This window comes from Nocardia sp. CA-135398, assembly GCF_050955845.1.
Taxonomy (GTDB): Bacteria; Actinomycetota; Actinomycetes; order Mycobacteriales; family Mycobacteriaceae; genus Nocardia.
Genome location: NZ_CP192084.1, coordinates 1,036,578 through 1,059,725, shown reverse-complemented (window position 1 = coordinate 1,059,725; position 23,148 = coordinate 1,036,578). Strand labels below are relative to the sequence as shown.

Below are 23,148 nucleotides of genomic sequence, written 5' to 3'. Positions count from 1 at the left end.
CAGAGCCTCCTTGTTCGGCGTAAAACAGCTGGCCGAACGATTCCAGGCAGCACGAATAAGCCGCTGCGGCAACACTGTTCAGCGTTGCCACATGGCTTCGACGCCACCACAAGACAATTCGGCGAATGCGCGGGGCAGGACGACACCCGCGCGAGATCGAAACAGATTGCGCCCCGCTCGCGCCTAGCTCTTGATCGCTCCTCCAACGTCGCTGCCGCGGTGCGGGCGCCGCGGCGGTGTCAGCTACATCACACGGATGTGATCCGCATTGCGAACACTAGGCGCTTCGTTAATAAAAGGGAACTTTTTGCTCTAAAAAAAGTTGGTCGGCTGTCCAGCGCATTCAGCGGGGCCGACACAGCTGGGCAAAGCTGTGTTCGCGACCACAATTCGATCGCGGATGTGAGCCACAGCACTTTCGGATGTGCAGACTATGAGCGCGAACGTTGCATCCGCGTTGCATCGGCGCCCAGCCGCCGATCGAGCACCCGAATCTTGGCCTCGATCTGCGCATACAGCGGCGAATCGCGATCTACGGTCGCCCGATACGCGACCCAGGCCGCGGCGTCGTCGCGCCCCTCCGCACATGCGGTCCACCGGCGCAGCACCGCGGCTTCACCGGATCCGAGCACCGCCGCCCGCAGCCGGACCCGAAGTTCATCGCGGATATCGATAATTCCCGGCGCGGTAGAGCGCGGTAGCACCGGACCCGCGTACAGCCGTAACGCGGTATCGACAGCACCGGAATCGAGCGCGGCGCGCAGTGCCTCGATATCGGTCGCGATATGCACCCGCAACCGATACGGGCGCGAACCGAATACGTTCGGGCCGACCACCGCGCGCAACCGCGACATAGCGGCGCGGATGGTGCCGTTATCCAGATCCGTGTCATCGAGCAGCAGGGCGAGATGATCCGCGCCGAGCCCCTCCGGATGCTCGGCGAGCAGCAGCAGAATCTCGGCGTGCCGCTGCGACAACGGAACTCGATCACCCGCGACGGTCAACAGCGGCTGTCCCAATCCGAGGACATCCAGACCCAATCGCGCCGTAGCGATTTCGCCGGTCGAACTCACCGCCCCGCGCTGACCCGCGCGCATCGCGGTGAGCAGCAGATCCATTTCGGCCGCGGTCGAGGTCGCCTTCACCAAGGCCAGAATCTCCGGCTTCGCCACCCGCACGCCCCCGGCGATCATCAGCACCCCGACCAGCCTGCCGTCGGGATCGTGCACCGGTGCCGCGGCGCCGGTGATCTGATGCATCCGGTGCAGAAAGTGTTCGGGCCCATGGATCCACGCGGCCCGCCCGGTGCGCACCACCAGGCCAACGGCATTCGTGCCGATGCGGCGTTCGCTGAGATCATCACCAGCGCGCAGCCCGATCTCGGCGGCGGCATCGATCTGATCGGAATTGCCGTGCACCCACAGCACCCGACCGAACTGATCGGCGACCGCGACGATCAAACCCGTTCTGGCCGTGTCCTGTACGAGCAATTTGTCGATCAGCGGCATCAATGCGGCAATCGGATGCGCGTCGCGGTAGCGCTGCAGATCCGCGCCGCGCAGCCCGCGACCGTCGAGCGGATCCATCGGGTCGACACCGCCGCGCACACTGCGCAACCAGGATTCGAGCACGACGGGACGCAGCAGACCGGCAAGCTGGGACAGCTGCTCGCCACCCGCGCTAAGGTATCCGTGTGCTTGTGCGGCATAGGCTTCCAGTGCGCCGAGCTGAGTGCCGGGTTCGACGCCGTGCCGTGGGGGCCGCCCACCTGCAAGATTGCTGACCATTTGCCTTTCTTTCCGCCCCAAACTGTACCGGCGCTCACAACTCGGGCAAGGACGGTTGCCTTCGTTTGTCCGCCAGCTCACACCACGTTCAGACCTCGGACAAATGTGACCTACCCATCTTCCAGATGCCTAGGTGAGGTATTCGGCGACGCGTTCGGCGATCAGTACCGTCGTCGCCTGCGGACCGCGACTCAGCGGCACCGGAACAACGGAAAGATCCACCACGGATAAACCGGTCGTGCCGTGCACGCGGCATTGCTCGTCGACCACCGCATGTTCATCATCGGCACGGCCCATTCGGCAGGTGCCCGACAGATGTTGCGAAGTAGCCAGATTCGCGTACTGCCACGCATCATCCGGTATCGATTCCGGCGTGCGCGCCATCGGTATCGCGTGCAATATCTCGCGCGCCGAGCCGACCCCTTCCTGTAATCGAATCCGATCCGCCGCCTCGGATAAGTAGCGGTAATCGATGTGCGGCGGCACGGTCGGATCGGCGGAGCGGAGCCGGAGCACGCCCTCGGAATGCGGACGCATGAGCGCCACACCCAAACGTCGGGTATACGGGGTAAACGTTACGGCGTACGGACGGATTTCGACATCGCCGAGCTCCAGCACATATTCGAGCGGGATGCCTTCGACAGTCGGGGGCGAGGGATCGAAGCGGTAGTCGATGCCGATCTCCGGATGATCGCTGAACCCCGCGCCGACGGGCGCGGGATGCACCACCGGAATATCCAGCGCCCGCAGCTGTTCCGGATCGCCGATGCCCGAGCGCAGCAACAGCGCCGCGGATTCGATTGCGCCCGCGCACAACACGATCCGATCCGCGTCGAGTGTCCCCGCCTTGCCCTCGTGCACGTAGTCCACCCCGATGGCCCGTGTGCCGTGGAAACGGATGCGGGTCACCAACATCGCATCGGTAACCGTGAGATTCGGTCGCGCCAGCGCGGGCGCGAGATACGCCGATCCGGTGTCGACCCGCCTGCCGTGCTCGATATTGCACGGCACCGGCCCGAAACCATCGCCCGAACCCGCATCGGGCAGCGCGTTCAGGTCGGATATCAGTGGCAACCCGAGAGCTGTACAGGCCGAGGCGAATTCGAAACTCACCGGTGCGGGCGCGGTGGCACGCCGCACCGGTATCGGGCCCGTGGCACCGTGTCCCGGCTGGTCGCCGAAATCATGATCGCGCTCGAGTCGGCGATAGGCGGGCAGCACCGCATCGAAGGACCAGCCGTCGAGTTCCTTACTCCACCCGGCGAAATCCGCGGCCGTCGCCCGCACGAAGTAGCCGCCGTTGACCGCACCCGATCCGCCGATCACCTTGCCGCGCACGATATTCCCGGTGAACGCACCGGCCAACGTCACCGGATACCGCCACACCCAGGGTGATTCGGGTCCGATCGGCATCCGAGTCGCATCCAGCAGTGCCGCCGGATCGGTCGGCACCGGCCCCGCCTCCAACAGCCGCACCCGATGATCCGGGTCCGCGCTGAGCCGGGCCGCCAGTACACACCCGGCCGTACCACCACCGATGATCAGGGTGTCGATCATCTACATCAGCTCATCGGGTGGTACAGCCATTACACGTTCGATTCAGCTCCGGGGCGTACTCGGCTTGAGCGATTCCAGGCTGCGCGCGCGGAATGCGCCGAGCCACAAGCCCGTTCCGTAGGCGATATCGTCCATCCGCTTGTAGGCCACGTAGCGGAACGGGTCGAGCCCGCCCGCGTCACGATGGGTGAACCAGTCGGCCAGACCGTCCGCGACCGCCATGGTGACCGCGATGCGCCGGACCCGCCGGGACAGAATCATCGCCAACATGGTGACCGGCCAATAGTGCCGACACATCGCCGAGGCGAGTCGCCAGATACCCGCGAAATAGCCGCGCGCCAGATAGATCGCCGCGATCCGGGTCGAGTTGTCCAGTCCGGTGAAGACCCGGCGTAGTCGGGCCAGCGCGGTCACCAGGGTGATGAGTCCGCCGAGCAGTCCCCACTTTGTCAGCGTGGCGAACAGCATGGTCGCGACCACCGTCCAGAACGGCACCGACAGCGGCGTCACCATGCCCGCATGCCGCTCGCCGAGCGGCGCGGCCCCGGTACCGTAGAACACCTTGCGACCGAACCAAGCGCGGAACGAGATTCGATGATCGTGCGCGACGTGCGCCGCGGGCTCGTAGCGCAGCCGCCAGCCCGCCTGCTCCAGCCGCCAGCACAGGTCGACATCCTCGGCCACCTGCATCGTCTCGTCGAACCCGTCCTGCGCGAGCAGCACCCGGCGACGCACCAGCATGGCCGCACTCGGCACATAGGAGACCAGTCCGCGCGACTGCACGGCCGATTCGCGGCGTCCGAGATCGAGCGAGGAGCGGGTGTGTTCATAGCGCGCGAGCGCGTTCGACTCCGGATCCAGCGCCACGATCCGGGGCGCGACCAGCGCGACCTCCGGATCGCTGAAGTGTCCGAGCATCACCTCGAGCCAGCCGCTGCGCGGGACCACATCGGAGTCGAGGAAGGCGACGAAGTCGGTTGTCGCGGCCCGCAACCCGGCATTGCGCGCGGCGGCCGGGCCCTGTCTGCGGTCGTGACGCAGCACGGTCACCCGGCAGCGGGTGCCGCGATTGCGCGGGATCTCGACGGGCTGATCCGAACCGTCGTCGACGACGATCACATTGTGTCCGCGCAATGCCGCGAGCAAGCGGGCGAGGCCGTCGGCATTGTTGTGCAGTGGCACGATCACGGTCACATCGTCGAGGGACGGCAGCAATCGGGGGCGCGGATTACCGACGCCGGAGTCGAGCAGCCGTCTGGCAACAACGGCGGACTTCGGGCCGGTGACCTCGAGGTACCCGTCGCCGATCATCTCGGCGGCCTCCGGGGCAAGTCGCAGCAATCGGGCAGGTGAACCCCCGATAAGGATGCGTCCCCCGGAGTATGCGCGTACCCGTGGATCGATCCGCACCCCGAATCCGTCGGGCAGGCGATCATGGCGCATTCCTGGCATGCTAGGCGGTGATTCGCGCATTGGCACCATCAGTCCGGAAAAAAGGACGGAATTCCGCACGAATCCGCCCGTGCGGCGCAAGAACTCCCGCCGAATCGCGTCTTCGGCGGGTCGCAAGCGACTCGCCGAAGACGACTGGCAACACGAGGGCAATCATCGATTTGCCACTCGATAGCCATCGTCGATCAACGGGATAGCACATAGCTGGCTACCGGCCCGACATCAATTCAGCGGACTCTCGTCACAAGCCCGCGAGGGGCGTCGATCCGGCGACAGGCGATCCGAGGCGGTCCGAGATACCGACAGTGTCAGCGGAATCGGGCCCGACTTACGCGATCCGGGTCGGCTCGGCGCAATGCGCCGGGAATGGTCCACCGAGGAGCGCGGGATCATCCGCCCGGCATCGGCCAGCGCCGCCTCGCCGTAGCCCTGGACGCATTCCGGATCCGGACCGTCGGCGGGCAGTCCGGTGAAGAACTTCGCCGCCATGCACCCGCCCCGGCAGGAGTCGTAGTGGGCGCAGCCGGAGCAGGCACCGCCACCGCTCGGCTCGCGCAGCTCGGTGAACAGCTCCGATTCCTGCCACACGGTGCGGAAACCGCCGTCCGCCAGCACATTTCCGGCGAGGAACTTGTCGTGGATGGCGAACGGGCAGGCATACACATCACCGACCGGATCCACCAGGCAGACCACGCGGCCCGCGCCGCACATGTTCAGTCCGGGCAGCGCCGCACCGAAGGCGGACAGATGGAAGAACGAATCGCCGGTGAGTACGCCCTCGCCATTGCGCACCAGCCAGTCGTAAAGCACCCGTTGCTGTTCCGGCAGCGGATGCAGTTCGTCCCACACATCGGCGCCGCGTCCCGAGGGGCGCAGGCGGGTCAAACGCAGTGTGGCGCCGTACTTGTCGGCGATGGCCTTGAATTCGTCGAGCTGGGCGATATTGTGCCGGGTCGCGACCACGGAGAGTTTCGCATCCGCGAAGCCCGCGGCCGCCAGATTCTCCAGCGCCCTGATCGCCATCGCGTAGGAACCCGGTCCGCGCACCGCGTCGTTGACCTCGGCATCCGCGCCGTCCAACGAAATCTGTACATCCACATAGTCACTGGCGGCCAAGCGCGCGGCGACCTCGGGCGTGATGCGAACTCCGTTGGTGGAGAACTTCACTCCGACATGGTGTGCGGTCGCGTAGTCGACGAGTTCCCAGAAGTCCGGGCGCACAGTGGGTTCCCCGCCGCCGATATTCACATAGAAGATCTGCATGCGCTCGAACTCGTCGATGAGCGCCTTGCACTGCTCGGTGCTCAGCTCGCGCGGATCGCGGCGGCCAGAGGAGGACAGGCAGTGCACACAGGACAGATTGCAGGCGTAGGTCAACTCCCACGTCAGACATATCGGTGCGGCCAAACCGGTTTCGAACTTATCGATCAGTCGCCCACCCGTGACGGTCGACGGCTGCCCGGCCAGTGCCAGCGGCGCGACAGCTGGTATCGGCGCGCTGCCCGGCGCGGCCTGCCTGATCATGTCGGAGTCGGCCAGCTGATCCAATGCCCGAACATACTGTCCGGCCAGGTCATCGGTGATGCCCGCGGCATGCAGCGCCGCGCGCGCCGAGACATGCGCTGGCAGTGACCGCACGATCTCGAGTATCCGCGGACTCTTCAGAAATGAGAGCTTGCGGGTGCCGAAGTGGTAGAGCAGCGCGCCGAAGGACTCCGGCCGCAGCGCCACCCGCGGATGCAGCTCCCAACGGGTATCGAGATCGAGCATGGTCGCCGCGCCCGTCAGTAGACGCCGCACATACCGTCGATGGAGACCTCTTCGATGAGGGTCTCCTCGACCAGCGGCGCTTCCTCGATCGAACGGGACTCGGCCGCCCCGATCCGTCCGGTGTTGTCGGTATCGGTGTGTCCGATGGATCCGTACTCCGGCATGCCTACCTCCGAGATGTGACCGGGTTCCGCGGCCACTGGTGTAGCCGTCATCACACAATAACGTCACAAGCTGACAAAATGGAACACCGGATGCGCGGGTCCCGTCCGGACGCACCCCGACCGAGTCGCGGCGGCGCGCTCTAGACTGCGGGTGGCAAGCAGCTGAACAGGACGTGACGGGCGATTCGACCCGCAGTGGTAGAGGTGGCATGGGAGTCGGACGAATGCAGACGAGCGGGGGCGGCGGCAATACGCTGTCGGAGTCCGAGATCGTCGAGGCCGCGTTGCGGGTGGTACGTGAGGACGGTGTGGAGAAGCTGTCGATGCGACGGCTCTCCCGTGAGCTCGGCGTTTCCCCGATGGCGCCGTACTACTACGTCGCGGATAAACGCGAGTTGCTGGATCTCGTCGCCACCGCGGCGCTGACCGGAGTTCGCAAACCACCGGCCGATTCCGGACCGTGGCAGCAGCGGCTGCGCGATCTGATCGACCAGATCGATGAGAAACTGCGCAAGCATCCCGGACTCGGCGATGTGCTGATCGAGCAGATGCTGGGAAAACAGCTCGACCTGATCGCCGCGATCATGGAGATTCTGTTCGAGGCCGGTTTCAACGATCGCAATGTGCTCGCCGGGTACGCGACGATCCACACCTACCTGTTCGGCCGCCGCCGGGTGAACCCGAGGGAGCCGCAGCCGCTGGCGGATGTGGCACTGCCCGAGTCGGTGGCGCGGGCCACCGAATACATGCCCGACCTGCGCGGAAAGTATGCCTACGACTTCGGCATGGAGGTGCTGATCGCGGGTCTGGAAGCCCAGCTTGTCCGTCAACCCGATCCCGACGTACGATGAAACTGAAACACGTTCTAGTTTTGTTCGGTTCGAGAGGACACCAGGCGTGAGCGAGCGCAGCGAGCGAGCCATAGGCACAGCACCTTCGGTGGGCATGACGGAGCCGAGCGTCAGCGAGGCCGCAGTCATGACCACCATCGAGGTTCCACACGGTTCACGTTCGGTCGTGCTGCGGGTCGCCGCGGTCATCACCGAGACGCCGGACACCTGTTCGCTGGTCTTCGACGTCCCCGACGAGGCGCGCGAGCGTTTCAGCTATCAGCCGGGCCAATTCCTCACCCTGCGCATCCCGAGCGATCTGACCGGTTCGGTGGCCCGGTGTTATTCACTGGCCAGCTCGCCCTACACCGATGACAAGCCGAAGGTGACCGTCAAGCGCACCGTCGGCGGCTACGGGTCGAACTGGGTGTGCGACAACGTCAAAGCGGGCGACGCGATCGAAGTGCTGCCGCCCTCCGGCGTTTTCACGCCGAAGGATCTCGATGACGATCTGCTGCTGTTCGGCGCGGGCAGCGGCATCACACCGGTGATGTCCATCCTGAAATCGGCGCTGGCGCGCGGCGGCGGCCGCATCGTATTGATCTACGCCAATCGCGATCACGACTCGGTGATCTTCGCGGGCGAGCTGCGCGAATTGGCCGAGAAGCATCCGCAGCGGCTCACCGTGATCCACTGGCTCGAGCACCTGCAGGGACTGCCGACCGCCGACGGTTTGGCCGCCCTGGTCGCGCCGTACACGAGCTACCACGCCTTCATGTGCGGCCCCAAGCCGTTCATGGACCGGGTGCACGACGCACTCGCCAGGCTCGAGGTGCCGCGCTCGCGCACCCACGCCGAAGTGTTCAATTCCCTTGCCGGAGATCCTTTCGCGGATCAGGCTCCGGCCGAGGTGACCGACGAGGAGGCGGCCGATGCGGCCACCGTCGAAGTCGAACTCGACGGCGAAGTGCACGAGCTGAAGTGGCCGCGCAAGCAGACCCTGGTCGACATCATGCTGTCGAAGGGTCTCGATGTGCCGTATTCCTGCCAGGAGGGCGAATGCGGTTCCTGCGCGTGCACGGTGCTCGAGGGCAAGGTCGAAATGGACAATGCCGAAATCCTCGATCCCGAGGACATCGAGAACGGCTACATTCTCGGCTGCCAGGCGCATCCGGTCACCGATCACCTGCGCATCCAATTCTGATCGGGCGCAGACCTTTACCGACCCCGATAGTGGACGCGTAACGCGGGATCGAGGCGTTCGGTCGCGTAACTCAGTGCGGTGCGGCCCATTTGCGCCGCGTGCTTGTCGAGGAAGCCGGTGAGCAGTCGTTCGTCGACGCGTTTGCCGACCTCGCGCAGCATCCAGCCGAGTGCCTTCTGGATCAGATCGCGGCGATCGTCCAGGAGTCGTTCGCAGACTTCGAGGGTGGTGGAGGCATCACCCGCCTTGATGAACGCGAAAGTCGTCAGCAATGCCACCCGACGCTCCCAGAGCGAGTCCGCTCGGGCGAGTTCGAAGACCAGGTCACGGGGGCGGTCGAGTAGCCAAGGGCCGATGATGTTCTCGGCGGATACGTCGACCAGGTCCCAGTTGTTCACCCGGCCCCGGCGCACCGCGGCGAGGTAGAGCTCGACCATCGCGGCCTGCGCACCGATATCGAGCGTGCGCGGTTTGGTCGCCTTGTCGAATCCGGCATTCAGGATGATCAACGCGACCAGCCGGTCCTCGTGCACGGAACTGTTCAACAGTGCATCGATCTCGTCGAGCGGCAGCGCGGCAAAGCGTTTCGCGATCGATCGCGTGACGGGCACGCGCACACCGATGAAGATATCGCCCTCGCCGTACTCACCGGACCCGGTCTTGAAGAACCGCTGCAGGTGGATGGCATCAGCCGGATCCGCGACCTCGGCCAGCGCCGCATGAACCTCGGCGGCGGTCGGTAGCGCTGCGGCCATCAATGAACCTCCGATCGTCGAGCAGACCAAGGTCATTCAACACCGTCGAGCACCGGGGCGACCCTGGTGAACCACCGGTCCTACCCCTGCGCTCCCAGAATCCGTCCCGATTCGAAAGCCGCCGCGCTGGCGGGCAATTCACCCGGCCGACCGCTGTTGCGCACCCGCACCTCACCATTGCCGGTGGTCGGCCGATCGAGTGCCGCCATGCGCCGAATCGTCTGCGCCGCAACGGCTTGCGCGCTGTCGAACAGTCGCACACCGTCCGGCAGCGCGGCCACAATGGCATCGATGACCAGCGGATAGTGCGTACAGCCGAGCACCACACCCTCCACATCGTCGGGCGTCTGCTCGGCCGCCCGCTCGATCGAAGCACGGGCCGCGACCAGATCACCGCGATCGATCGAATCCGCCAGACCATGGCAGGCGATGCCGACCACCTTCGCATCGCCACCGAAGCGGGCGATCAGATCCGCCTGGTATCGGCTGGCCGTGGTCGCCGCGGTGGCCCACACCGCGACCGATTTGCATACCGCCGCGGCGGGTTTTATCGCGGGGACCGTCCCGATTACCGGAATACCCGGTCCGACCTCGGCGCGCACCTCCTCCAAGGCGGTGACGCTGGCCGTATTGCACGGCAGCACGAGCACTTCCGCACCGAGCCGAACCGAGCTGCGCGCGGCATCGACCACCCGGTCGGTCACCCACTGTTCCGGCTTGGGACCCCACGGCGCGCCATCCGGGTCCAACTGGAGTAGCAGGTCGACATCGGGCCGCAGCTTACGCAGCCAGGCGGCCGTGGGCAGCAACCCCAGCCCGGAATCGATGAGCGCGACGATCACCCGACCACCGTATTACAACGGAATAATCGCTAGGGCTGGGCGGCCTCGAGCACGTCCGCGATCGGCGCGCCCGCGGCGATCTTCGCGCGCGCCTTCATCACCTGAGCGGTCTTTCCCGCGCCGACCACGCCGGTCAGATTGCCGTTCTGCGAGTAGTAGGCGAGGAATTTGCGGCCGTCGTCGGAAACGATGTGGATTTCGTCGTCCGCGCTCGGGGTACCGAGCGCCTGGATCTTCACGTCGTACTGATCGCTCCAGAAGTACGGCACCCGCGCAGCGGTCGGCGGTTCGGCGCCGAGCATCGCGCACGCCAGCAGCCGTGCCTGCTCACCGGCATTGGTCCAGTGCTCGACGCGCTTGCGCTGTCCGGTCTCGTGCAGCCAGGCCGACACATCGCCGACCGCCCACACCCCCTCGACCGAGGTGCGCCCCACCTCGTCCGCGAGTACGCCGCCACCGGCCGACGGCTCGGCGAGTGCGATACCGGAATCGGCGAGCCATTCGGTCACCGGCCGGGAACCGACGCCGATGACCACCAGATCGGCGGCCACCTCGCTGCCGTCGGAGAGCCGGGCGCCGCGCACTCGATCGTCATCGGATAGCAAGGTGTCCAAACCGGTTTCGCAACGCAGATCGACCCCCTCGGCACGATGCATGCGCGCGACCAGCGCACCGATCTCGGCGCCGAGCACCGACGCCAGCGGCGTCGGCTGCGGTTCGACGAGTACCACGTCGACACCACTGGCCCGGAAGCTCGCCGCGAGTTCACAGCCGATGAATCCGGCCCCGACCACCAGAGCCCTACCCGCGCCGGACAATTCGTCGCGCAGCGCGGCAGCGTCGGCATAGCCGCGCAGGACGTGCACGCCCCGCAGCTCCGGCAGCCCGGGCAGGCGGCGCGGCCGCAGACCCGTCGCGATGATCAGCTGGTCGTAGTCGAGCGTGCCGCCGTCGGCCAGGCGCACCTGGCGCGCGTCGGTGTCGACGCCGACCGCCTCGGTATCCAGCCGCAGGTCGATCCGCTTCTCGTCGAAGAATTCGGCGGGACGCAAGGTGGTGTCGTCGGTTTCGCCGCGCACGAACTGCTTGGACAGCGGCGGGCGATCGTAGGGCAGCCGCGGCTCCTCGCCGACGAGGATCAACTCACCCTCGTATCCGGCCCTTCGCAATTCCTCCGCCGTGCGCAAACCGGCCAGACCAGCCCCGACGATGACGACCGGCCCGTTCATAGCTCCACCTCGCTGCGCTCGGCTGTATCTGTGGTTCGCTCGCTGCGCTCACTCACGCACGACCTTCCCTTCGGTAGTGCCTGGCACGCGCCGGGTCGAATTGGCATCCGTCACCGAGGTGACGCAGCTAACCCTAACCTTTGCTTGGGCGCGAATCGCCGTGAGGGACGTCACTCCGCACTATCCGACCGATCGGTGCGCAATCGTATCCGTAGCTATATTGATCGGGCGGTCAATCAGAGTTAGATCTGAGTAAGGAGAACAATCCAGAGCCCGAGGAGGCACACCATGTTCACCGAAAGTCGCGCGCAGGACTTCCTGGCCGTTGTGCTGGGCGCCTTCACCGCGCTGTCACCCCTGTGGGTGACCCACAATGACAACGCCATGTGGACGCTGATCGTGCTGGGCGTGCTCATCGCCCTCACCGGTCTGGCGCAGATGTACCGGGCGTCCCTGGCGGCCGCCGACTACGCAATGGGCTTATTCGGCGCGTTGCTGTTCATCTCCCCGTGGGCGATGGACTACACCGACTACCGCGGCGCATCCTGGACAGCGTGGGTAGTGGGCGTGGTGACGGTAGTGGTCGCGGTGGCGGCGCTGCCGATGGTGTCGGACCGGCTGCACGATATGGCGCCGCATCACTGATGCAAATGCCGAAACCCCGGCGAGTCGGGCGTCGCCGTAGCGCCAAAGTCGACGGCGACGCCCGTCAGCTCATTCTCGATGCCGCGGAAAGCCTCTTCGCGGCACAGGGATTCGACGCTACCGCTACCGCGGCCATCGCGGACGGCGCCGGTGTGCCCAAGGGGCTGGTCTTCTATTACTTCCCCACCAAGGCTTCGATCCTGTCCGCGCTGATGGCCGAGCGGGTGCCCGCCCAGCCGATCGCCGATATCGGCACCGTGGTCACCCCGGGCGATCCGGCGGCCAGTCTGATCAATCTCGATGCCGCGCTCAATCTGCGCGACCATCATTCGTCGGTGCTGCGCGTGATCATGTGGCGCGAGGCCGATACCCATCCCGACGTCCGCCGCCAATTGCGCCACCTGCGCGATCAACTGCTCGACGTCACCGCCCGGGTGCTGCAGGCCAGCGCGCCCGTCCCGGTGCAGCCCGGCACGCTGCGCGCGTGCGCCGCGGCCTGGGTTTCGGCGATGTTCGCCATTGCCAGCACCGATCGGCTGCATGCGCTCGACGGGTTGCCGCTGCCGACCGCGGATGAAATCTGCAATGTCGCCCAGGTTGTCGCGGCGGGGATGACCCAGCTCGGCTGAGCCGCTACTGCGCGGCCGGAGCGCGGTTGCCGGCCGAACTCACCTACTCCCTGAACATCTGAGTGCCGCCATCCCCTCGGTGCTGTCCTGGCTCGCCGCACGCTTCCGCGGCGATCCGGCGCCGAGCAACTGCTAGTCGGCGAGAAACGCGACGACATCGGGGATGCACCGCTTCACAACCCCGATATGGGTGGTTTCCGGGTAAATGATCAAGCGCGAGTTGGGGATTCCGTCGGCAGTGCGACGGAAGGTCTGCGTGCTGTAGGCGCCGTCGCGGTCGCCGCCGAGCACCAGGGTCGGCGCGGTGATCTCGCCGAGCCGCCCGGTCAGGTCGAAGCCGTCCTCGGCACGGATGAAGGCCAGCGTGTCGGCCGGATTCTTCGGGCGCGCAAGGGGATCGGCCAACCACATACCCGCGGCGGCGATACGCCGCGCGATCGGCGATGTGGAGCCGACGGCGGCCATATGGTGCAGTGCGCGCTTACCCGCATGGGCCGCCTCGGCATAGGCAAGTTGCGCCGCGCGGGTGGTGTTTTCCAGGGTGTAGCCGGATGAGGCGATGATCAGTCGGCGCACGACCGCAGGTTGATCCGCCGCCAGTTGTAGCGCAAGCGATCCGCCCGAGGAGACGCCGAGAACATCGACGGGCGTACCGAATTCGGCCCGCAATGCGTCGGCATGCTCGGCGGCGATATCGGCCATCGTCGTCCCCTCGGCCATACCCGGCGCACGATTGACCGCATACACCCGAAAATGCGCCGCGAGCGGCGCCAACATCTTGATTTCGGACTGCCGCATCCACCCGGTCGGATTGGCATGATCCGGGGTGAACCAACGCAGGAACACCAGCGGCCGCCCGGCTCCGAGCGCGAGATACGGCATACCGTGCGTCAACGTCCCCTCGGTGACGTCTAGCGCGGTGGCCAGCGCCGAACTCCTCATACCATCCTCCGATCATCCGGTCTTTACCCCCTATTGCCCGACGTTAACCACAGCGGCGCTGGCACGCGATGACCACGGACGTCATGGACGGGAATACCGTTCCCCGGCAAGGCGCACCGAAAACCCGAGCGGCGCCGCACCTTCCGATGCGGCCGAGCTCGACGAACCCCGAAATGCCGAACGGCGCCGCCCCTTTCGGAGCGACGCCGTTCGAAAAGCGATTCAGTGAATCACTTGATGATCTTCGTGACGCGACCGGCGCCGACGGTGCGGCCACCCTCGCGGATCGCGAAGCGCAGACCCTCGTCCATGGCGACCGGCTGGATCAGCTTGACCGACATCTCGGTGTTGTCACCGGGCATGACCATCTCGGTGCCCTCGGGCAGGGTCACAACGCCCGTCACGTCCGTGGTACGGAAGTAGAACTGCGGACGGTAGTTGTTGAAGAACGGGGTGTGGCGGCCACCCTCGTCCTTGGACAGGATGTAGGCCTGACCCTCGAACTCGGTGTGCGGGGTGGTGGTGCCCGGCTTCACGACGACCTGGCCACGCTCGACATCTTCGCGCTTGATACCACGAACCAGCAGACCGACGTTGTCACCGGCCTGGCCCTGGTCGAGCAGCTTGCGGAACATCTCGATACCGGTGACGGTGGTCTTGGTGCTCTTCTCGCGGATGCCGACGATCTCGACTTCCTCGTTCACGTTGATCACACCGCGCTCGACACGACCGGTGACGACGGTGCCACGACCGGTGATCGTGAAAACGTCCTCGACCGGCATCAGGAACGGCTTGTCGGTCTCACGAACCGGGTCCGGGATCGACTCGTCGACCGCGGCCATGAGCTCGAGCACCGACTCGGTCCACTTCGGGTCGCCCTCGAGCGCCTTCAGACCGGAAACGCGCACAACCGGCGCTTCCTCGTCGAACTCCTGCGAGGCCAGCAGTTCGCGGACCTCCATCTCCACGAGCTCGAGGATCTCGTCGTCATCGACCATGTCGGCCTTGTTCAGCGCGACCAGGATGTAGGGCACGCCGACCTGACGAGCGAGCAGCACGTGCTCACGGGTCTGCGGCATCGGACCGTCGGTCGCGGCGACCACGAGGATGGCACCGTCCATCTGCGCCGCACCGGTGATCATGTTCTTGATGTAGTCGGCGTGACCCGGCGCGTCGACGTGTGCGTAGTGGCGCTTCTCCGTCTGGTACTCGACGTGGGAGATGTTGATCGTGATACCACGAGCCTTCTCCTCCGGCGCCTTGTCGATCTGATCGAAGGCAAAGCTCTCGTTCAGATCCGGGTACTTGTCAGCCAGCACCTTGGTGATCGCTGCGGTCAGCGTGGTCTTGCCGTGGTCGACGTGACCGATGGTGCCGATGTTGACGTGCGGCTTCGTCCGCTCGAACTTCGCCTTCGCCACTTGGTGTCCTCCTGGACTTGTTGGTGCGTGCAGTTGCAGCAGTGCGGTTTACATATTGGGGGTCGTGCATGACTCCCGGCTGATAAGGGCAAGTCTTGCACCTGCCCTCATCGACTTATTCGCCGGTCGCCTTGGCGATGATCTCCTTCGACACGTTGGCCGGAACCTCCGCGTACGAATCGAACACCATGGAGTAGTTCGCCCGGCCCTGGGTCTTCGACCGCAGGTCACCGATGTAACCGAACATCTCCGAGAGCGGAACCAGCGCCTTGACGACACGGGCACCACTGCGTTCCTCCATGGCCTGGATCTGGCCACGGCGGGAATTCAGGTCGCCGATCACATCGCCCATGTAGTCCTCGGGCGTGATGACCTCGACCGCCATCAGCGGTTCGAGGATCACCGGACCGGCCTTACGGGCCGCTTCCTTCAGGGCCTGCGAGCCGGCGATCTTGAAGGCCATTTCCGACGAGTCGACGTCGTGGTAGGCGCCGTCGAGCAGCGTGACCTTCAGGTTCACCAGCGGGTAGCCCGCGAGCACACCGTACTGCATGGCATCCTGCGCGCCCGCGTCCACCGAAGGGATGTATTCGCGGGGCACACGGCCACCGGTGACCTTGTTCTCGAACTCGTAGGTCGCGCCGTCCTCGCCGACGAACGGCTCGAGGGCGATGATGACCTTCGCGAACTGGCCGGAGCCACCCGTCTGCTTCTTGTGGGTGAACTCGAGCTTCTCGACCGGCTTGGTGATCGTCTCGCGGTAGGCCACCTGCGGCTTACCGACGTTCGCCTCGACCTTGAACTCGCGCCGCATGCGGTCGACGAGGATGTCGAGGTGCAGCTCGCCCATGCCGCCGATGACGGTCTGGCCGGTCTCCTGGTCGAGCTTGACCGAGAAGGTCGGGTCCTCTTCGGAGAGGCGCTGGATCGCGGTGCCCAGCTTCTCCTGGTCGGACTTGGTCTTGGGCTCGATGGAGACCTCGATGACCGGGTCCGGGAAGGTCATGGACTCGAGCACGATCTGGTTCTGCGGATCGCACAGGGTGTCACCGGTGGTGGTGTCCTTCAGGCCGATGACCGCGTAGATGTGACCCGCGACGGCCTCGGTGACCGGGTTCTCCTTGTTGGAGTGCATCTGGAACAGCTTGCCCAGACGCTCCTTCTTGCCCTTGGTCGAGTTGATGACCTGGGCGCCGGAGTCGACCTTGCCCGAGTACACGCGGACGTAGGTCAGCTTGCCGAAGAAGGGGTGCACGGCGATCTTGAACGCCAGCGCCGCGAACGGATCCGCGGTGCTCGCGTCGCGGTGGATGATCTCCTCTTCCTTGCCCGGGATGTGGCCGTCGGTGCCACCATCGTCCAGCGGGGTCGGCAGGTAGTCGATCACGGCGTCGAGCATGGGCTGCACGCCCTTGTTCTTGAACGCCGAACCACACAGGATCGGGTAGAGCTCGGAGGCGACCGTCATCTTGCGGATGGCGCCCTTGATCTCCTCGATCGAGAGCTCCTCGCCACCGAAGAACTTCTCCAGCAGCGCCTCGTCCGATTCGGCGACGGTCTCGAGCAGCTCCTGGCGGTACTGCTCGGCCTTCTCCTTGAGATCGGCCGGGATCTCTTCGATCTCGTACTTCTCGCCGAGCTTGGTCTCGCCCTTCCAGACCTTGGCGTTCATCTCGACCAGGTCGACGATGCCCTCGAAGGTGTCCTCAGCGCCGATCGGCAGCTGGATGACCAACGGCTTGGCACCGAGGCGGTCCTTGATGGTCTGCACGGTGAAGTAGAAGTCCGCACCGAGCTTGTCCATCTTGTTGACGAAGCAGATCCGAGGCACGTTGTACTTATCGGCCTGACGCCACACCTGCTCGGACTGCGGCTCGACGCCTTCCTTGCCGTCGAACACCGCAACGGCGCCGTCGAGCACGCGCAGCGACCGCTCCACCTCGACGGTGAAGTCGACGTGCCCGGGGGTGTCGATGATGTTGATCTGGTTGTCGTTCCAGAAGCATGTGGTGGCCGCGGAGGTGATGGTGATACCACGCTCCTGCTCCTGCTCCATCCAGTCCATGGTGGCGGCGCCATCGTGGACTTCACCGATCTTGTAGGTGATGCCGGTGTAGAAGAGGATGCGTTCAGTTGTGGTCGTCTTGCCCGCATCAATGTGGGCCATGATGCCGATGTTGCGGACCTTGTTCAGGTCGGTGAGCACGTCCTGTGCCACGGAAATCTTCCCCGCTCGTAGCTAGTTGGGATTTTCGGGGACGACACTGTGGTCGTCTCTATGTCAACGCCGGAAGCGGCAGGTAAGTGCCGCTTTCCGACTGTGCCTCCCGACCCAGAAACGACGGGCCGGGTAGACGTCACCAGCGGTAGTGCGCGAAGGCCCGGTTGGACTCGGCCATCTTGTGGGTGTCCTCACGACGCTTCACCGAAGCGCCGAGGCCGTTGCTGGCGTCGAGCAGCTCGTTGGCGAGGCGCTCGACCATGGTCTTCTCACGACGGGCGCGGGAGAAGTTCACCAGCCAGCGCAGCGCCAGGGTGTTGGCGCGGCCGGGACGGACCTCGACCGGCACCTGGTAGGTGGCGCCACCGACACGGCGGGGCTTCACCTCGAGGGACGGCTTGACGTTGTCGAGCGCGCGCTTGAGGGTGACGACCGGGTCGGTGCCGGTCTTCTCGCGCGCCTGCTCCAGCGCGCCGTAGACGATGCGCTCGGCGGTGGACTTCTTACCGTCCAGCAGGATCTTGTTGACCAGCTGAGTAACCAGCGGCGAACCGTAGACCGGGTCGTTGATCAGCGGACGCTTGGGTGCGGGGCCCTTGCGTGGCATATCAGCTCTTCTCCTTCTTGGCGCCGTAACGGCTGCGGGCCTGCTTGCGGTTCTTCACACCCTGCGTGTCGAGCGAGCCACGGATGATCTTGTAACGGACACCCGGAAGGTCCTTCACACGACCGCCGCGAACGAGCACCATCGAGTGCTCCTGCAGGTTGTGGCCCTCACCCGGGATGTAGGCCGTGACCTCGACCGCGCTGGTCAGGCGAACACGCGCGACCTTGCGCAGCGCGGAGTTCGGCTTCTTCGGGGTGGTGGTGTACACGCGGGTGCACACGCCACGACGCTGCGGGCTCCCCTTGAGGGCCGCAGTCTTGGTCTTGGCGACCTTGTCGCGACGACCCTTGCGGACCAGCTGGTTGATGGTTGGCATAGACCGGCTTTCCTTAATTAGTTAACGCGGTGTCTGGAACTTCATGTCTTTGTCATCGAGCTTTCACTCGCACGTCCGGCCACGTTTCTCGCGTCCCGAGGTCGGGCGTGTCGCGCGCAAGACATATCCCGAATTCCGGGCACGCCGGAAAGGTCAGCCGCTCTCGCTGGCCTACGTTTGCGCACGAACTTGCCCGCATGCTTCCGGGCACAGCGGTCCACGATACTCGCGGCCGCGACACAGGGTCAAAGTGGGGTCGGATATCACGCCCGAAGGGCCACTACCACCTGCCAGGCTACCGCGCCAGATTCAGCGTCAGCTCGACCAATTTCTGCGCGCCCGCGCACGGATCGGGATGGCCGCCGGGATGGTAGTTGATCCACCAGCCGATAATGCCGGTGTCGGCGGCGCCCGCACTCACCCCACACGAGTCGGGATCGTTCGGACGGGTCGTCTTCAGACCACGCCGCCCCTGCACGGTGATGTTCTCGGTGTTGTAGCCGAGCTTGTCGTTGGTGGACTTCTCGTTGTTCAGCGAGCCTTCCTCATACCAGTTCAGGGTCACCATGGCCGAGCCACCGGGCGCGTCCTCGACATCCCACATGCACACCGCGCCGTTGAAAGACGGGGAAACGACCGACGCGTTGCCGACCGCCGCACCGATCTGATCGAGCCCGACCACCTCGCATTCACGCAGCAGCTTGTCGAAATTGGTATTGATCGTGGTGGTGCCGCTGCCGCCCGCCGGATGAGCCGAACCCTTGACGGTTTGGCCACAGCCACCCGCGGACATCGCGACCGCCAGCACCGCGGCGGCGACCGCCGCGACCCGCAGACCAGGACGTGAACTCATCCGCATTCCCCTCACTGCAGCCGCTGCACGGTCAACTCGGCCAGCTTGCGGGTCCGGTCACACGGATTGCCCTGCTCGGAGAACAGCCCGTAGGACATCGACCATTCGAAGAAATCGTCATCGAGCTGCACCGCCAGATCGCAGACCGAACCGCTGGGATCCAACGCCTGGAAGCCCTTGCGGCCACCGACATCGATGGTCTCCGGATCGCGTCCGACATTGGCGACCCAAGCCTTCTCGCGATCGATCGGGCTGCCCCGATAGGACGCGAAAGTGACACTCGGCGAAGCGAGTCCGGCGGATTGGAAGTTGCAGCCGACCGAATTCCGGTTCACCCGCGCGAGTTGGGACAGCCCGGCGATATCGCGCACCTCCTGATCGGTGACATGGCCGCACTCACCGACGAACGGCCCGAGCGTCGCGACCTTCGGCGGCGGACGCAGCGGTGCGTTCGAGGAATCGGAGTCACCATCCGAGCCGCAGGCCGACAGGGTCAATGCCAAGGCCAGACCGGTGATGATCGCCGACGGGATCCGCATGCCGTGAACTCTACTGAATATTTGGCAGCGCCTCCGGCGCTGCGTGTTCGCGGCCCCCTTGGTCTCGCGTCCGACCATTTCGAGCGACCTGCAAGCAGTCGCTAGCGGTGCCGTCGAGACTCGCGACTACGTCGCATGCGCTTCGACGACTCGGACGCGAGACGGGCCGCGAACGGTCGCTCGTAAGACTCGCTCCGTTGTGGCTGGTAGTGCGGTTAGAGGTTTCCTCTCGCCGCTTGTTCACGCTCGATCGCCTGGAACAGGGCCTTGAAGTTGCCCTTGCCGAAGCCGAGTGAGCCGTGGCGTTCGATGAGTTCGAAGAAGACGGTCGGGCGGTCGGTGAGCGGTTTGGTGAAGATCTGCAGCAGGTAGCCGTCCTCGTCGCGGTCGACCAGGATGCCGCGGCGCTGCAGTTCGCGCACCGGGACGCGGACGTGGCCGATGCGGGCGCGCAGTTCGGGATCGGAATAGTAGGTGTCGGGGGTTTCGAGGAATTCGATGCCCTCGCGGCGCAATACGTCGACGCATTCGAGGATGTCGCTGGTGGCAAGCGCGATGTGCTGCACGCCTGGGCCGCGGTAGAACTCCAGATATTCGTCGATCTGGGAACGCTTCTTACCGACCGCCGGTTCGTTGAGCGGGAACTTCACCCGGTGATTGCCATTGGCCACCACCTTGCTCATCAGCGCCGAGTATTCGGTGGCGATATCGTCGCCGACGAATTCGGCCATATTCGTGAATCCCATGACGCGGCGGTAGAACTCGACCCACTCGTCCATCATGCCGAGTTCGACATTGCCGACGACGTGGTCGATCGCCTGGAAGAGCCTGGTCGGGGTGCCGGCGCGCGGCTGATATCCGGAGCGGCGGGCGACATAACCCGGCAGATACGGCCCGTAGTACGCGGAGCGGTCGATCAGCGTATGCCTGGTTTCGCCGTAGGTGGCCAGGGCGGCCGAGCGGACGGTGCCGAATTCGTCTGTGTCGTCATGGGGTTCGACCAGGATCCGCGCGCCGTGCGTGCGTGCCCATTCGATGCAGCGGTCCACATCCGGCACCTCGAGCGCGATATCGACGACGCCGTCGCCGTGCCGATCGTGGTGTGCGACCAGCGGGCTGTCCGGGGCGACCGCACCGGTGACGACGAATCTGGCCGCACCGCTGCGCAGCACATAGGCCTTGTGATCACGGTTGCCGGTCTCCGGACCCGAGTAGGCCTCCAGCCGCATGCCGAAGGCGGATTCCAGGAAGTGCGCGGTCTGGGTCGCGTTACCGACCACCCAGACCAGTGCGTCCCAGCCGATGACCGGGAACGGATCGACGCTGTCGTCGTGATCGACCAGCCCGACCAGGCGGCGCAACTCACCGTCGGTGGGCAACGGACCACTGCGGCGCTGGGCATTCGGCAGGTGCTCGATGGTCATGATGCAAGGAAATCGCCGCCCCGTCGGATAGGCAACATCACCGATTTCGGTTAGACACTCTGGCGAAATCGGCTAGCAAGTCACCCCTGATGCTGGACAATTTGAATAGCACCACAAGTGACCCGCACCACGCCGGTCGCGCCCCGAACGGAGGCCGTCATGTCGCGCACGTCCGCGAAATTGGATGAACTCGATCTCGCCATCCTCACCGCGATGCACGAGTATCAGAAGGCGGGCATTCTCGAGCTGTCCCGGCGCACCAGGGTCGCCAGGGCCACCGTCCAGTCGCGGATCGGACGGATGGAGGAGTCGGGCGTCATCTCCTCCTATGATCCGCAGATCGATGTCACCGCAGCGGGTTTCGATGTGCAGGCCTTCGTCACGCTGGAGATCGCACAGGGTGCGCTGGATACGGTGGCGGCCGAACTCGACGCGATTCCCGGTGTGCTGGAGGCATATGCGACCACCGGCTCCGGCGATGTGCTGTGCCGGATCGGCGCGGATTCACATGCCGGATTGCAGACGGCGTTGCTGAGCATCGATCGGACGAGTTCGGTGGTGCGCTCACACAGTGTGATCGTGCTGTCGACGGTGATCGCGCACCGGACGCTGCCACTGTTGCGCACACTGACACCGACCGGTACGACGAAAGCGCCCGCGTACCGGGACAACCCGGAGCGCTGACCATCTAGGCTCGTACTTCCTGTGTCACCGAATACGAGATTTCGATGAGCGAGCCTGCCGAATCCAGCACCGCAACACCCCACGCCCGCGCCACCTGGGCGGAATTGTTCTTCGACCTGGTCCTCGTCTTCGCGGTCACTCAGACCGCGCATGTGCTCGGCCACCACACCTCGATCGGCACGCTCGGCCATGCGCTGGTGCTATTGGCGCCGCTGTGGTGGGGATGGGTCGGGGTCACCATCCTGGTGAATACGGTGGAGGAGAACAACGCTCAGCGTCTTGTCCTCTTCGGATCCGGGCTGTGCATCTTCCTGATGGCGGTGGCCGCACCCGCCGCGCTGGACCAACCCCGCGGGGCCGCAATGGTTTTCGCGGGCGCGCATCTAGTGCTACGAATCGTCTTGTTCATCGCCGTCACCCGGACCAACGGGTTCGCCACCACGATCAACCCCTTCAGCATCGGATTGGTCACCGGCATAGCGATTTTCGCGAGCGCCCCGCTGCCGGAACATTCGCGCATCTGGGTCTGGACCGGGGCGCTCGTGGTGCAGTTGGGCGCGCCGCTGCTGTACAGCAGGGCGGTGCGTACCCGGACGATCGGGGTTTCGCATCTCGCGGAGCGGTTCGGCCTGTTCATCATCATCGCGCTGGGCGAATCCGTGGTCGATGCGGGCGCACAGGCGTCCTCGACCGGCCTCGATCCGGCGGTGGTGGCCACCCTGGTGCTTGCCTTCGCGGTCGGCGCCGGACTGTGGTGGATCTACTTCCATCGCTCCGCACGACTGATCGAGCATGCCTTGTCCACCATGCCCTCACCCGGGTTGATCGTGCGAGATGTGTTGAGCTACGGGCATTTCGCGCTGGTCACCGGGTTGGTCGCGGTAGCGGTCGGGCTCGGGCATTCGGTCGCCGACCCCAGCCATACCGCGCACGGCGTGGCCGCCGCGCTGGCACCGGGTGGCGCCGCGCTGTTCATGCTCGCCCTGGTGGTCAATCGGTGGCGGATGCTCGGCAATGTGGCGACCACGCGCGCGGTCGCGGCCATCGCGTTGATCGCCGTGGCGCTGACGTCGTCACTGTTGCCCGCCATCGTCGTGGTCGCCCTGACCGCGGCCGTCCTGGTGACCGCCAATATCGTCGAGCAACTGGTGGCCCCACCCGGTCGGCCGTTGCCCGCGGTGCACGTCGGACGTCGCCGTTCGCGATAACGCCGCCGG

Annotated in this window: 22 protein-coding genes; 6 read left to right on the top strand and 16 right to left on the bottom strand. The window is 65.4% G+C overall.

Going from position 1 to position 23,148, the window contains the following annotated elements:
• Positions 1–431: 431 nt before the first annotated feature.
• From ACQP1T_RS05010 to mftA, 5 genes are all read right to left on the bottom strand, one after another.
• On the bottom strand, positions 432–1,787 hold the full coding sequence (locus tag ACQP1T_RS05010; protein ID WP_433758771.1) for a GAF domain-containing protein: 1,356 nt from the start codon (positions 1,785–1,787) through the stop codon (positions 432–434).
• A 129-nt stretch (positions 1,788–1,916) separates the two neighbouring features.
• Positions 1,917–3,344 (bottom strand): mycofactocin dehydrogenase MftG, encoded by a 1,428-nt coding sequence (gene mftG, locus ACQP1T_RS05005; RefSeq protein ID WP_433758770.1) that lies wholly within the window; start codon positions 3,342–3,344, stop codon positions 1,917–1,919.
• A gap of 42 nt (positions 3,345–3,386) precedes the next feature.
• The gene (gene mftF / locus ACQP1T_RS05000; protein WP_433758769.1) at positions 3,387–4,787 is read right to left on the bottom strand and encodes a mycofactocin biosynthesis glycosyltransferase MftF; all 1,401 of its coding nucleotides are present in this window, start codon (positions 4,785–4,787) and stop codon (positions 3,387–3,389) included.
• Positions 4,788–5,018: 231 nt separating this feature from the next.
• Positions 5,019–6,566: a mycofactocin radical SAM maturase gene (mftC, locus tag ACQP1T_RS04995; protein WP_433761981.1), complete on the bottom strand. Its 1,548-nt coding sequence runs from the start codon at positions 6,564–6,566 to the stop codon at positions 5,019–5,021.
• 14 nt (positions 6,567–6,580) lie between these two features.
• Positions 6,581–6,655, bottom strand: a complete 75-nt coding sequence (mftA, locus tag ACQP1T_RS04990) for a mycofactocin precursor MftA (RefSeq protein ID WP_245720762.1) — start codon at positions 6,653–6,655, stop codon at positions 6,581–6,583.
• A 299-nt stretch (positions 6,656–6,954) separates the two neighbouring features.
• Here mftA and mftR2 point away from each other — a divergent pair, with 299 nt between their 5' ends.
• On the top strand, positions 6,955–7,581 hold the full coding sequence (gene mftR2 / locus ACQP1T_RS04985; protein ID WP_433758768.1) for a mycofactocin system transcriptional regulator MftR2: 627 nt from the start codon (positions 6,955–6,957) through the stop codon (positions 7,579–7,581).
• A 127-nt stretch (positions 7,582–7,708) separates the two neighbouring features.
• Complete coding sequence (locus ACQP1T_RS04980) at positions 7,709–8,764, top strand: 2Fe-2S iron-sulfur cluster-binding protein (RefSeq protein ID WP_433761979.1); 1,056 nt, start codon at positions 7,709–7,711, stop codon at positions 8,762–8,764.
• A 14-nt stretch (positions 8,765–8,778) separates the two neighbouring features.
• On the opposite strand, the gene ACQP1T_RS04975 is transcribed toward ACQP1T_RS04980, so the two are convergent.
• From ACQP1T_RS04975 to ACQP1T_RS04965, 3 genes are all read right to left on the bottom strand, one after another.
• Positions 8,779–9,519: a DNA alkylation repair protein gene (locus tag ACQP1T_RS04975; RefSeq protein WP_433758767.1), complete on the bottom strand. Its 741-nt coding sequence runs from the start codon at positions 9,517–9,519 to the stop codon at positions 8,779–8,781.
• 80 nt (positions 9,520–9,599) lie between these two features.
• On the bottom strand, positions 9,600–10,361 hold the full coding sequence (locus ACQP1T_RS04970) for a glutamate racemase (RefSeq protein ID WP_433758766.1): 762 nt from the start codon (positions 10,359–10,361) through the stop codon (positions 9,600–9,602).
• A 29-nt stretch (positions 10,362–10,390) separates the two neighbouring features.
• Entirely contained in the window at positions 10,391–11,590 is a 1,200-nt protein-coding gene (locus ACQP1T_RS04965; RefSeq protein ID WP_433758765.1) for an NAD(P)/FAD-dependent oxidoreductase, read from the bottom strand.
• Positions 11,591–11,878: 288 nt separating this feature from the next.
• Here ACQP1T_RS04965 and ACQP1T_RS04960 point away from each other — a divergent pair, with 288 nt between their 5' ends.
• Together ACQP1T_RS04960 and ACQP1T_RS04955 are read left to right on the top strand one after the other, a co-directional pair.
• Positions 11,879–12,235: an SPW repeat domain-containing protein gene (locus ACQP1T_RS04960; protein WP_433758764.1), complete on the top strand. Its 357-nt coding sequence runs from the start codon at positions 11,879–11,881 to the stop codon at positions 12,233–12,235.
• A 5-nt stretch (positions 12,236–12,240) separates the two neighbouring features.
• Positions 12,241–12,864: a TetR/AcrR family transcriptional regulator gene (locus ACQP1T_RS04955; RefSeq protein WP_433758763.1), complete on the top strand. Its 624-nt coding sequence runs from the start codon at positions 12,241–12,243 to the stop codon at positions 12,862–12,864.
• 132 nt (positions 12,865–12,996) lie between these two features.
• Here ACQP1T_RS04955 and ACQP1T_RS04950 read toward each other — a convergent pair whose 3' ends face one another.
• The 8 genes from ACQP1T_RS04950 to hppD all read right to left on the bottom strand — a co-directional run bounded on the left by ACQP1T_RS04950 (position 12,997) and on the right by hppD (position 21,247).
• Positions 12,997–13,806: an alpha/beta fold hydrolase gene (locus ACQP1T_RS04950; RefSeq protein WP_433758762.1), complete on the bottom strand. Its 810-nt coding sequence runs from the start codon at positions 13,804–13,806 to the stop codon at positions 12,997–12,999.
• Positions 13,807–14,036: 230 nt separating this feature from the next.
• The gene (tuf, locus tag ACQP1T_RS04945) at positions 14,037–15,227 is read right to left on the bottom strand and encodes an elongation factor Tu (protein WP_062983881.1); all 1,191 of its coding nucleotides are present in this window, start codon (positions 15,225–15,227) and stop codon (positions 14,037–14,039) included.
• Positions 15,228–15,342: 115 nt separating this feature from the next.
• Positions 15,343–17,445, bottom strand: coding sequence for an elongation factor G (fusA, locus tag ACQP1T_RS04940; RefSeq protein WP_433758760.1), 2,103 nt, complete (start codon positions 17,443–17,445; stop codon positions 15,343–15,345).
• Between the two features lie 139 nt (positions 17,446–17,584).
• Entirely contained in the window at positions 17,585–18,055 is a 471-nt protein-coding gene (gene rpsG / locus ACQP1T_RS04935) for a 30S ribosomal protein S7 (RefSeq protein ID WP_014353063.1), read from the bottom strand.
• Position 18,056: 1 nt separating this feature from the next.
• On the bottom strand, positions 18,057–18,431 hold the full coding sequence (gene rpsL / locus ACQP1T_RS04930) for a 30S ribosomal protein S12 (protein WP_014353064.1): 375 nt from the start codon (positions 18,429–18,431) through the stop codon (positions 18,057–18,059).
• A gap of 295 nt (positions 18,432–18,726) precedes the next feature.
• Positions 18,727–19,284 carry a DUF3558 domain-containing protein gene (locus ACQP1T_RS04925; RefSeq protein ID WP_433758759.1) on the bottom strand — a complete coding sequence of 186 codons (558 nt, stop codon included), beginning with the start codon at positions 19,282–19,284 and terminating at the stop codon, positions 18,727–18,729.
• Positions 19,285–19,295: 11 nt separating this feature from the next.
• Positions 19,296–19,823, bottom strand: a complete 528-nt coding sequence (locus ACQP1T_RS04920) for a DUF3558 domain-containing protein (protein WP_433758758.1) — start codon at positions 19,821–19,823, stop codon at positions 19,296–19,298.
• 215 nt (positions 19,824–20,038) lie between these two features.
• A complete protein-coding gene (gene hppD / locus ACQP1T_RS04915; RefSeq protein ID WP_433758757.1) occupies positions 20,039–21,247 on the bottom strand; it encodes a 4-hydroxyphenylpyruvate dioxygenase in 1,209 nt (402 codons plus the stop codon).
• A gap of 159 nt (positions 21,248–21,406) precedes the next feature.
• On the opposite strand from hppD, the gene ACQP1T_RS04910 reads away from it, so the two are divergent.
• Positions 21,407–21,931, top strand: coding sequence for an Lrp/AsnC family transcriptional regulator (locus ACQP1T_RS04910; RefSeq protein ID WP_433758756.1), 525 nt, complete (start codon positions 21,407–21,409; stop codon positions 21,929–21,931).
• Between the two features lie 44 nt (positions 21,932–21,975).
• The gene (locus ACQP1T_RS04905; protein WP_433758755.1) at positions 21,976–23,139 is read left to right on the top strand and encodes a low temperature requirement protein A; all 1,164 of its coding nucleotides are present in this window, start codon (positions 21,976–21,978) and stop codon (positions 23,137–23,139) included.
• Positions 23,140–23,148: the final 9 nt, after the last annotated feature.

Excerpts from the sequence above, each read along its gene's own strand:
- ACQP1T_RS04965 (WP_433758765.1), bottom strand. The coding sequence starts at position 11,590 with ATGAACGGGCCGGTCGTCATCGTCGGGGCTGGTCTGGCCGGTTTGCGC.
- ACQP1T_RS04955 (WP_433758763.1), top strand. The coding sequence starts at position 12,241 with ATGCCGAAACCCCGGCGAGTCGGGCGTCGCCGTAGCGCCAAAGTCGAC.
- rpsG (WP_014353063.1), bottom strand. The coding sequence starts at position 18,055 with ATGCCACGCAAGGGCCCCGCACCCAAGCGTCCGCTGATCAACGACCCG.
- ACQP1T_RS04910 (WP_433758756.1), top strand. The coding sequence starts at position 21,407 with ATGTCGCGCACGTCCGCGAAATTGGATGAACTCGATCTCGCCATCCTC.
- ACQP1T_RS04925 (WP_433758759.1), bottom strand. The coding sequence starts at position 19,284 with ATGAGTTCACGTCCTGGTCTGCGGGTCGCGGCGGTCGCCGCCGCGGTG.
- ACQP1T_RS04905 (WP_433758755.1), top strand. The coding sequence starts at position 21,976 with ATGAGCGAGCCTGCCGAATCCAGCACCGCAACACCCCACGCCCGCGCC.
- mftF (WP_433758769.1), bottom strand. The coding sequence starts at position 4,787 with ATGCGCCATGATCGCCTGCCCGACGGATTCGGGGTGCGGATCGATCCA.
- mftC (WP_433761981.1), bottom strand. The coding sequence starts at position 6,566 with ATGCTCGATCTCGATACCCGTTGGGAGCTGCATCCGCGGGTGGCGCTG.
- ACQP1T_RS04950 (WP_433758762.1), bottom strand. The coding sequence starts at position 13,806 with ATGAGGAGTTCGGCGCTGGCCACCGCGCTAGACGTCACCGAGGGGACG.
- mftG (WP_433758770.1), bottom strand. The coding sequence starts at position 3,344 with ATGATCGACACCCTGATCATCGGTGGTGGTACGGCCGGGTGTGTACTG.
- ACQP1T_RS04960 (WP_433758764.1), top strand. The coding sequence starts at position 11,879 with ATGTTCACCGAAAGTCGCGCGCAGGACTTCCTGGCCGTTGTGCTGGGC.
- ACQP1T_RS04980 (WP_433761979.1), top strand. The coding sequence starts at position 7,709 with ATGACCACCATCGAGGTTCCACACGGTTCACGTTCGGTCGTGCTGCGG.
- hppD (WP_433758757.1), bottom strand. The coding sequence starts at position 21,247 with ATGACCATCGAGCACCTGCCGAATGCCCAGCGCCGCAGTGGTCCGTTG.
- ACQP1T_RS04975 (WP_433758767.1), bottom strand. The coding sequence starts at position 9,519 with ATGGCCGCAGCGCTACCGACCGCCGCCGAGGTTCATGCGGCGCTGGCC.
- ACQP1T_RS04920 (WP_433758758.1), bottom strand. The coding sequence starts at position 19,823 with ATGCGGATCCCGTCGGCGATCATCACCGGTCTGGCCTTGGCATTGACC.
- rpsL (WP_014353064.1), bottom strand. The coding sequence starts at position 18,431 with ATGCCAACCATCAACCAGCTGGTCCGCAAGGGTCGTCGCGACAAGGTC.
- mftR2 (WP_433758768.1), top strand. The coding sequence starts at position 6,955 with ATGCAGACGAGCGGGGGCGGCGGCAATACGCTGTCGGAGTCCGAGATC.
- ACQP1T_RS05010 (WP_433758771.1), bottom strand. The coding sequence starts at position 1,787 with ATGGTCAGCAATCTTGCAGGTGGGCGGCCCCCACGGCACGGCGTCGAA.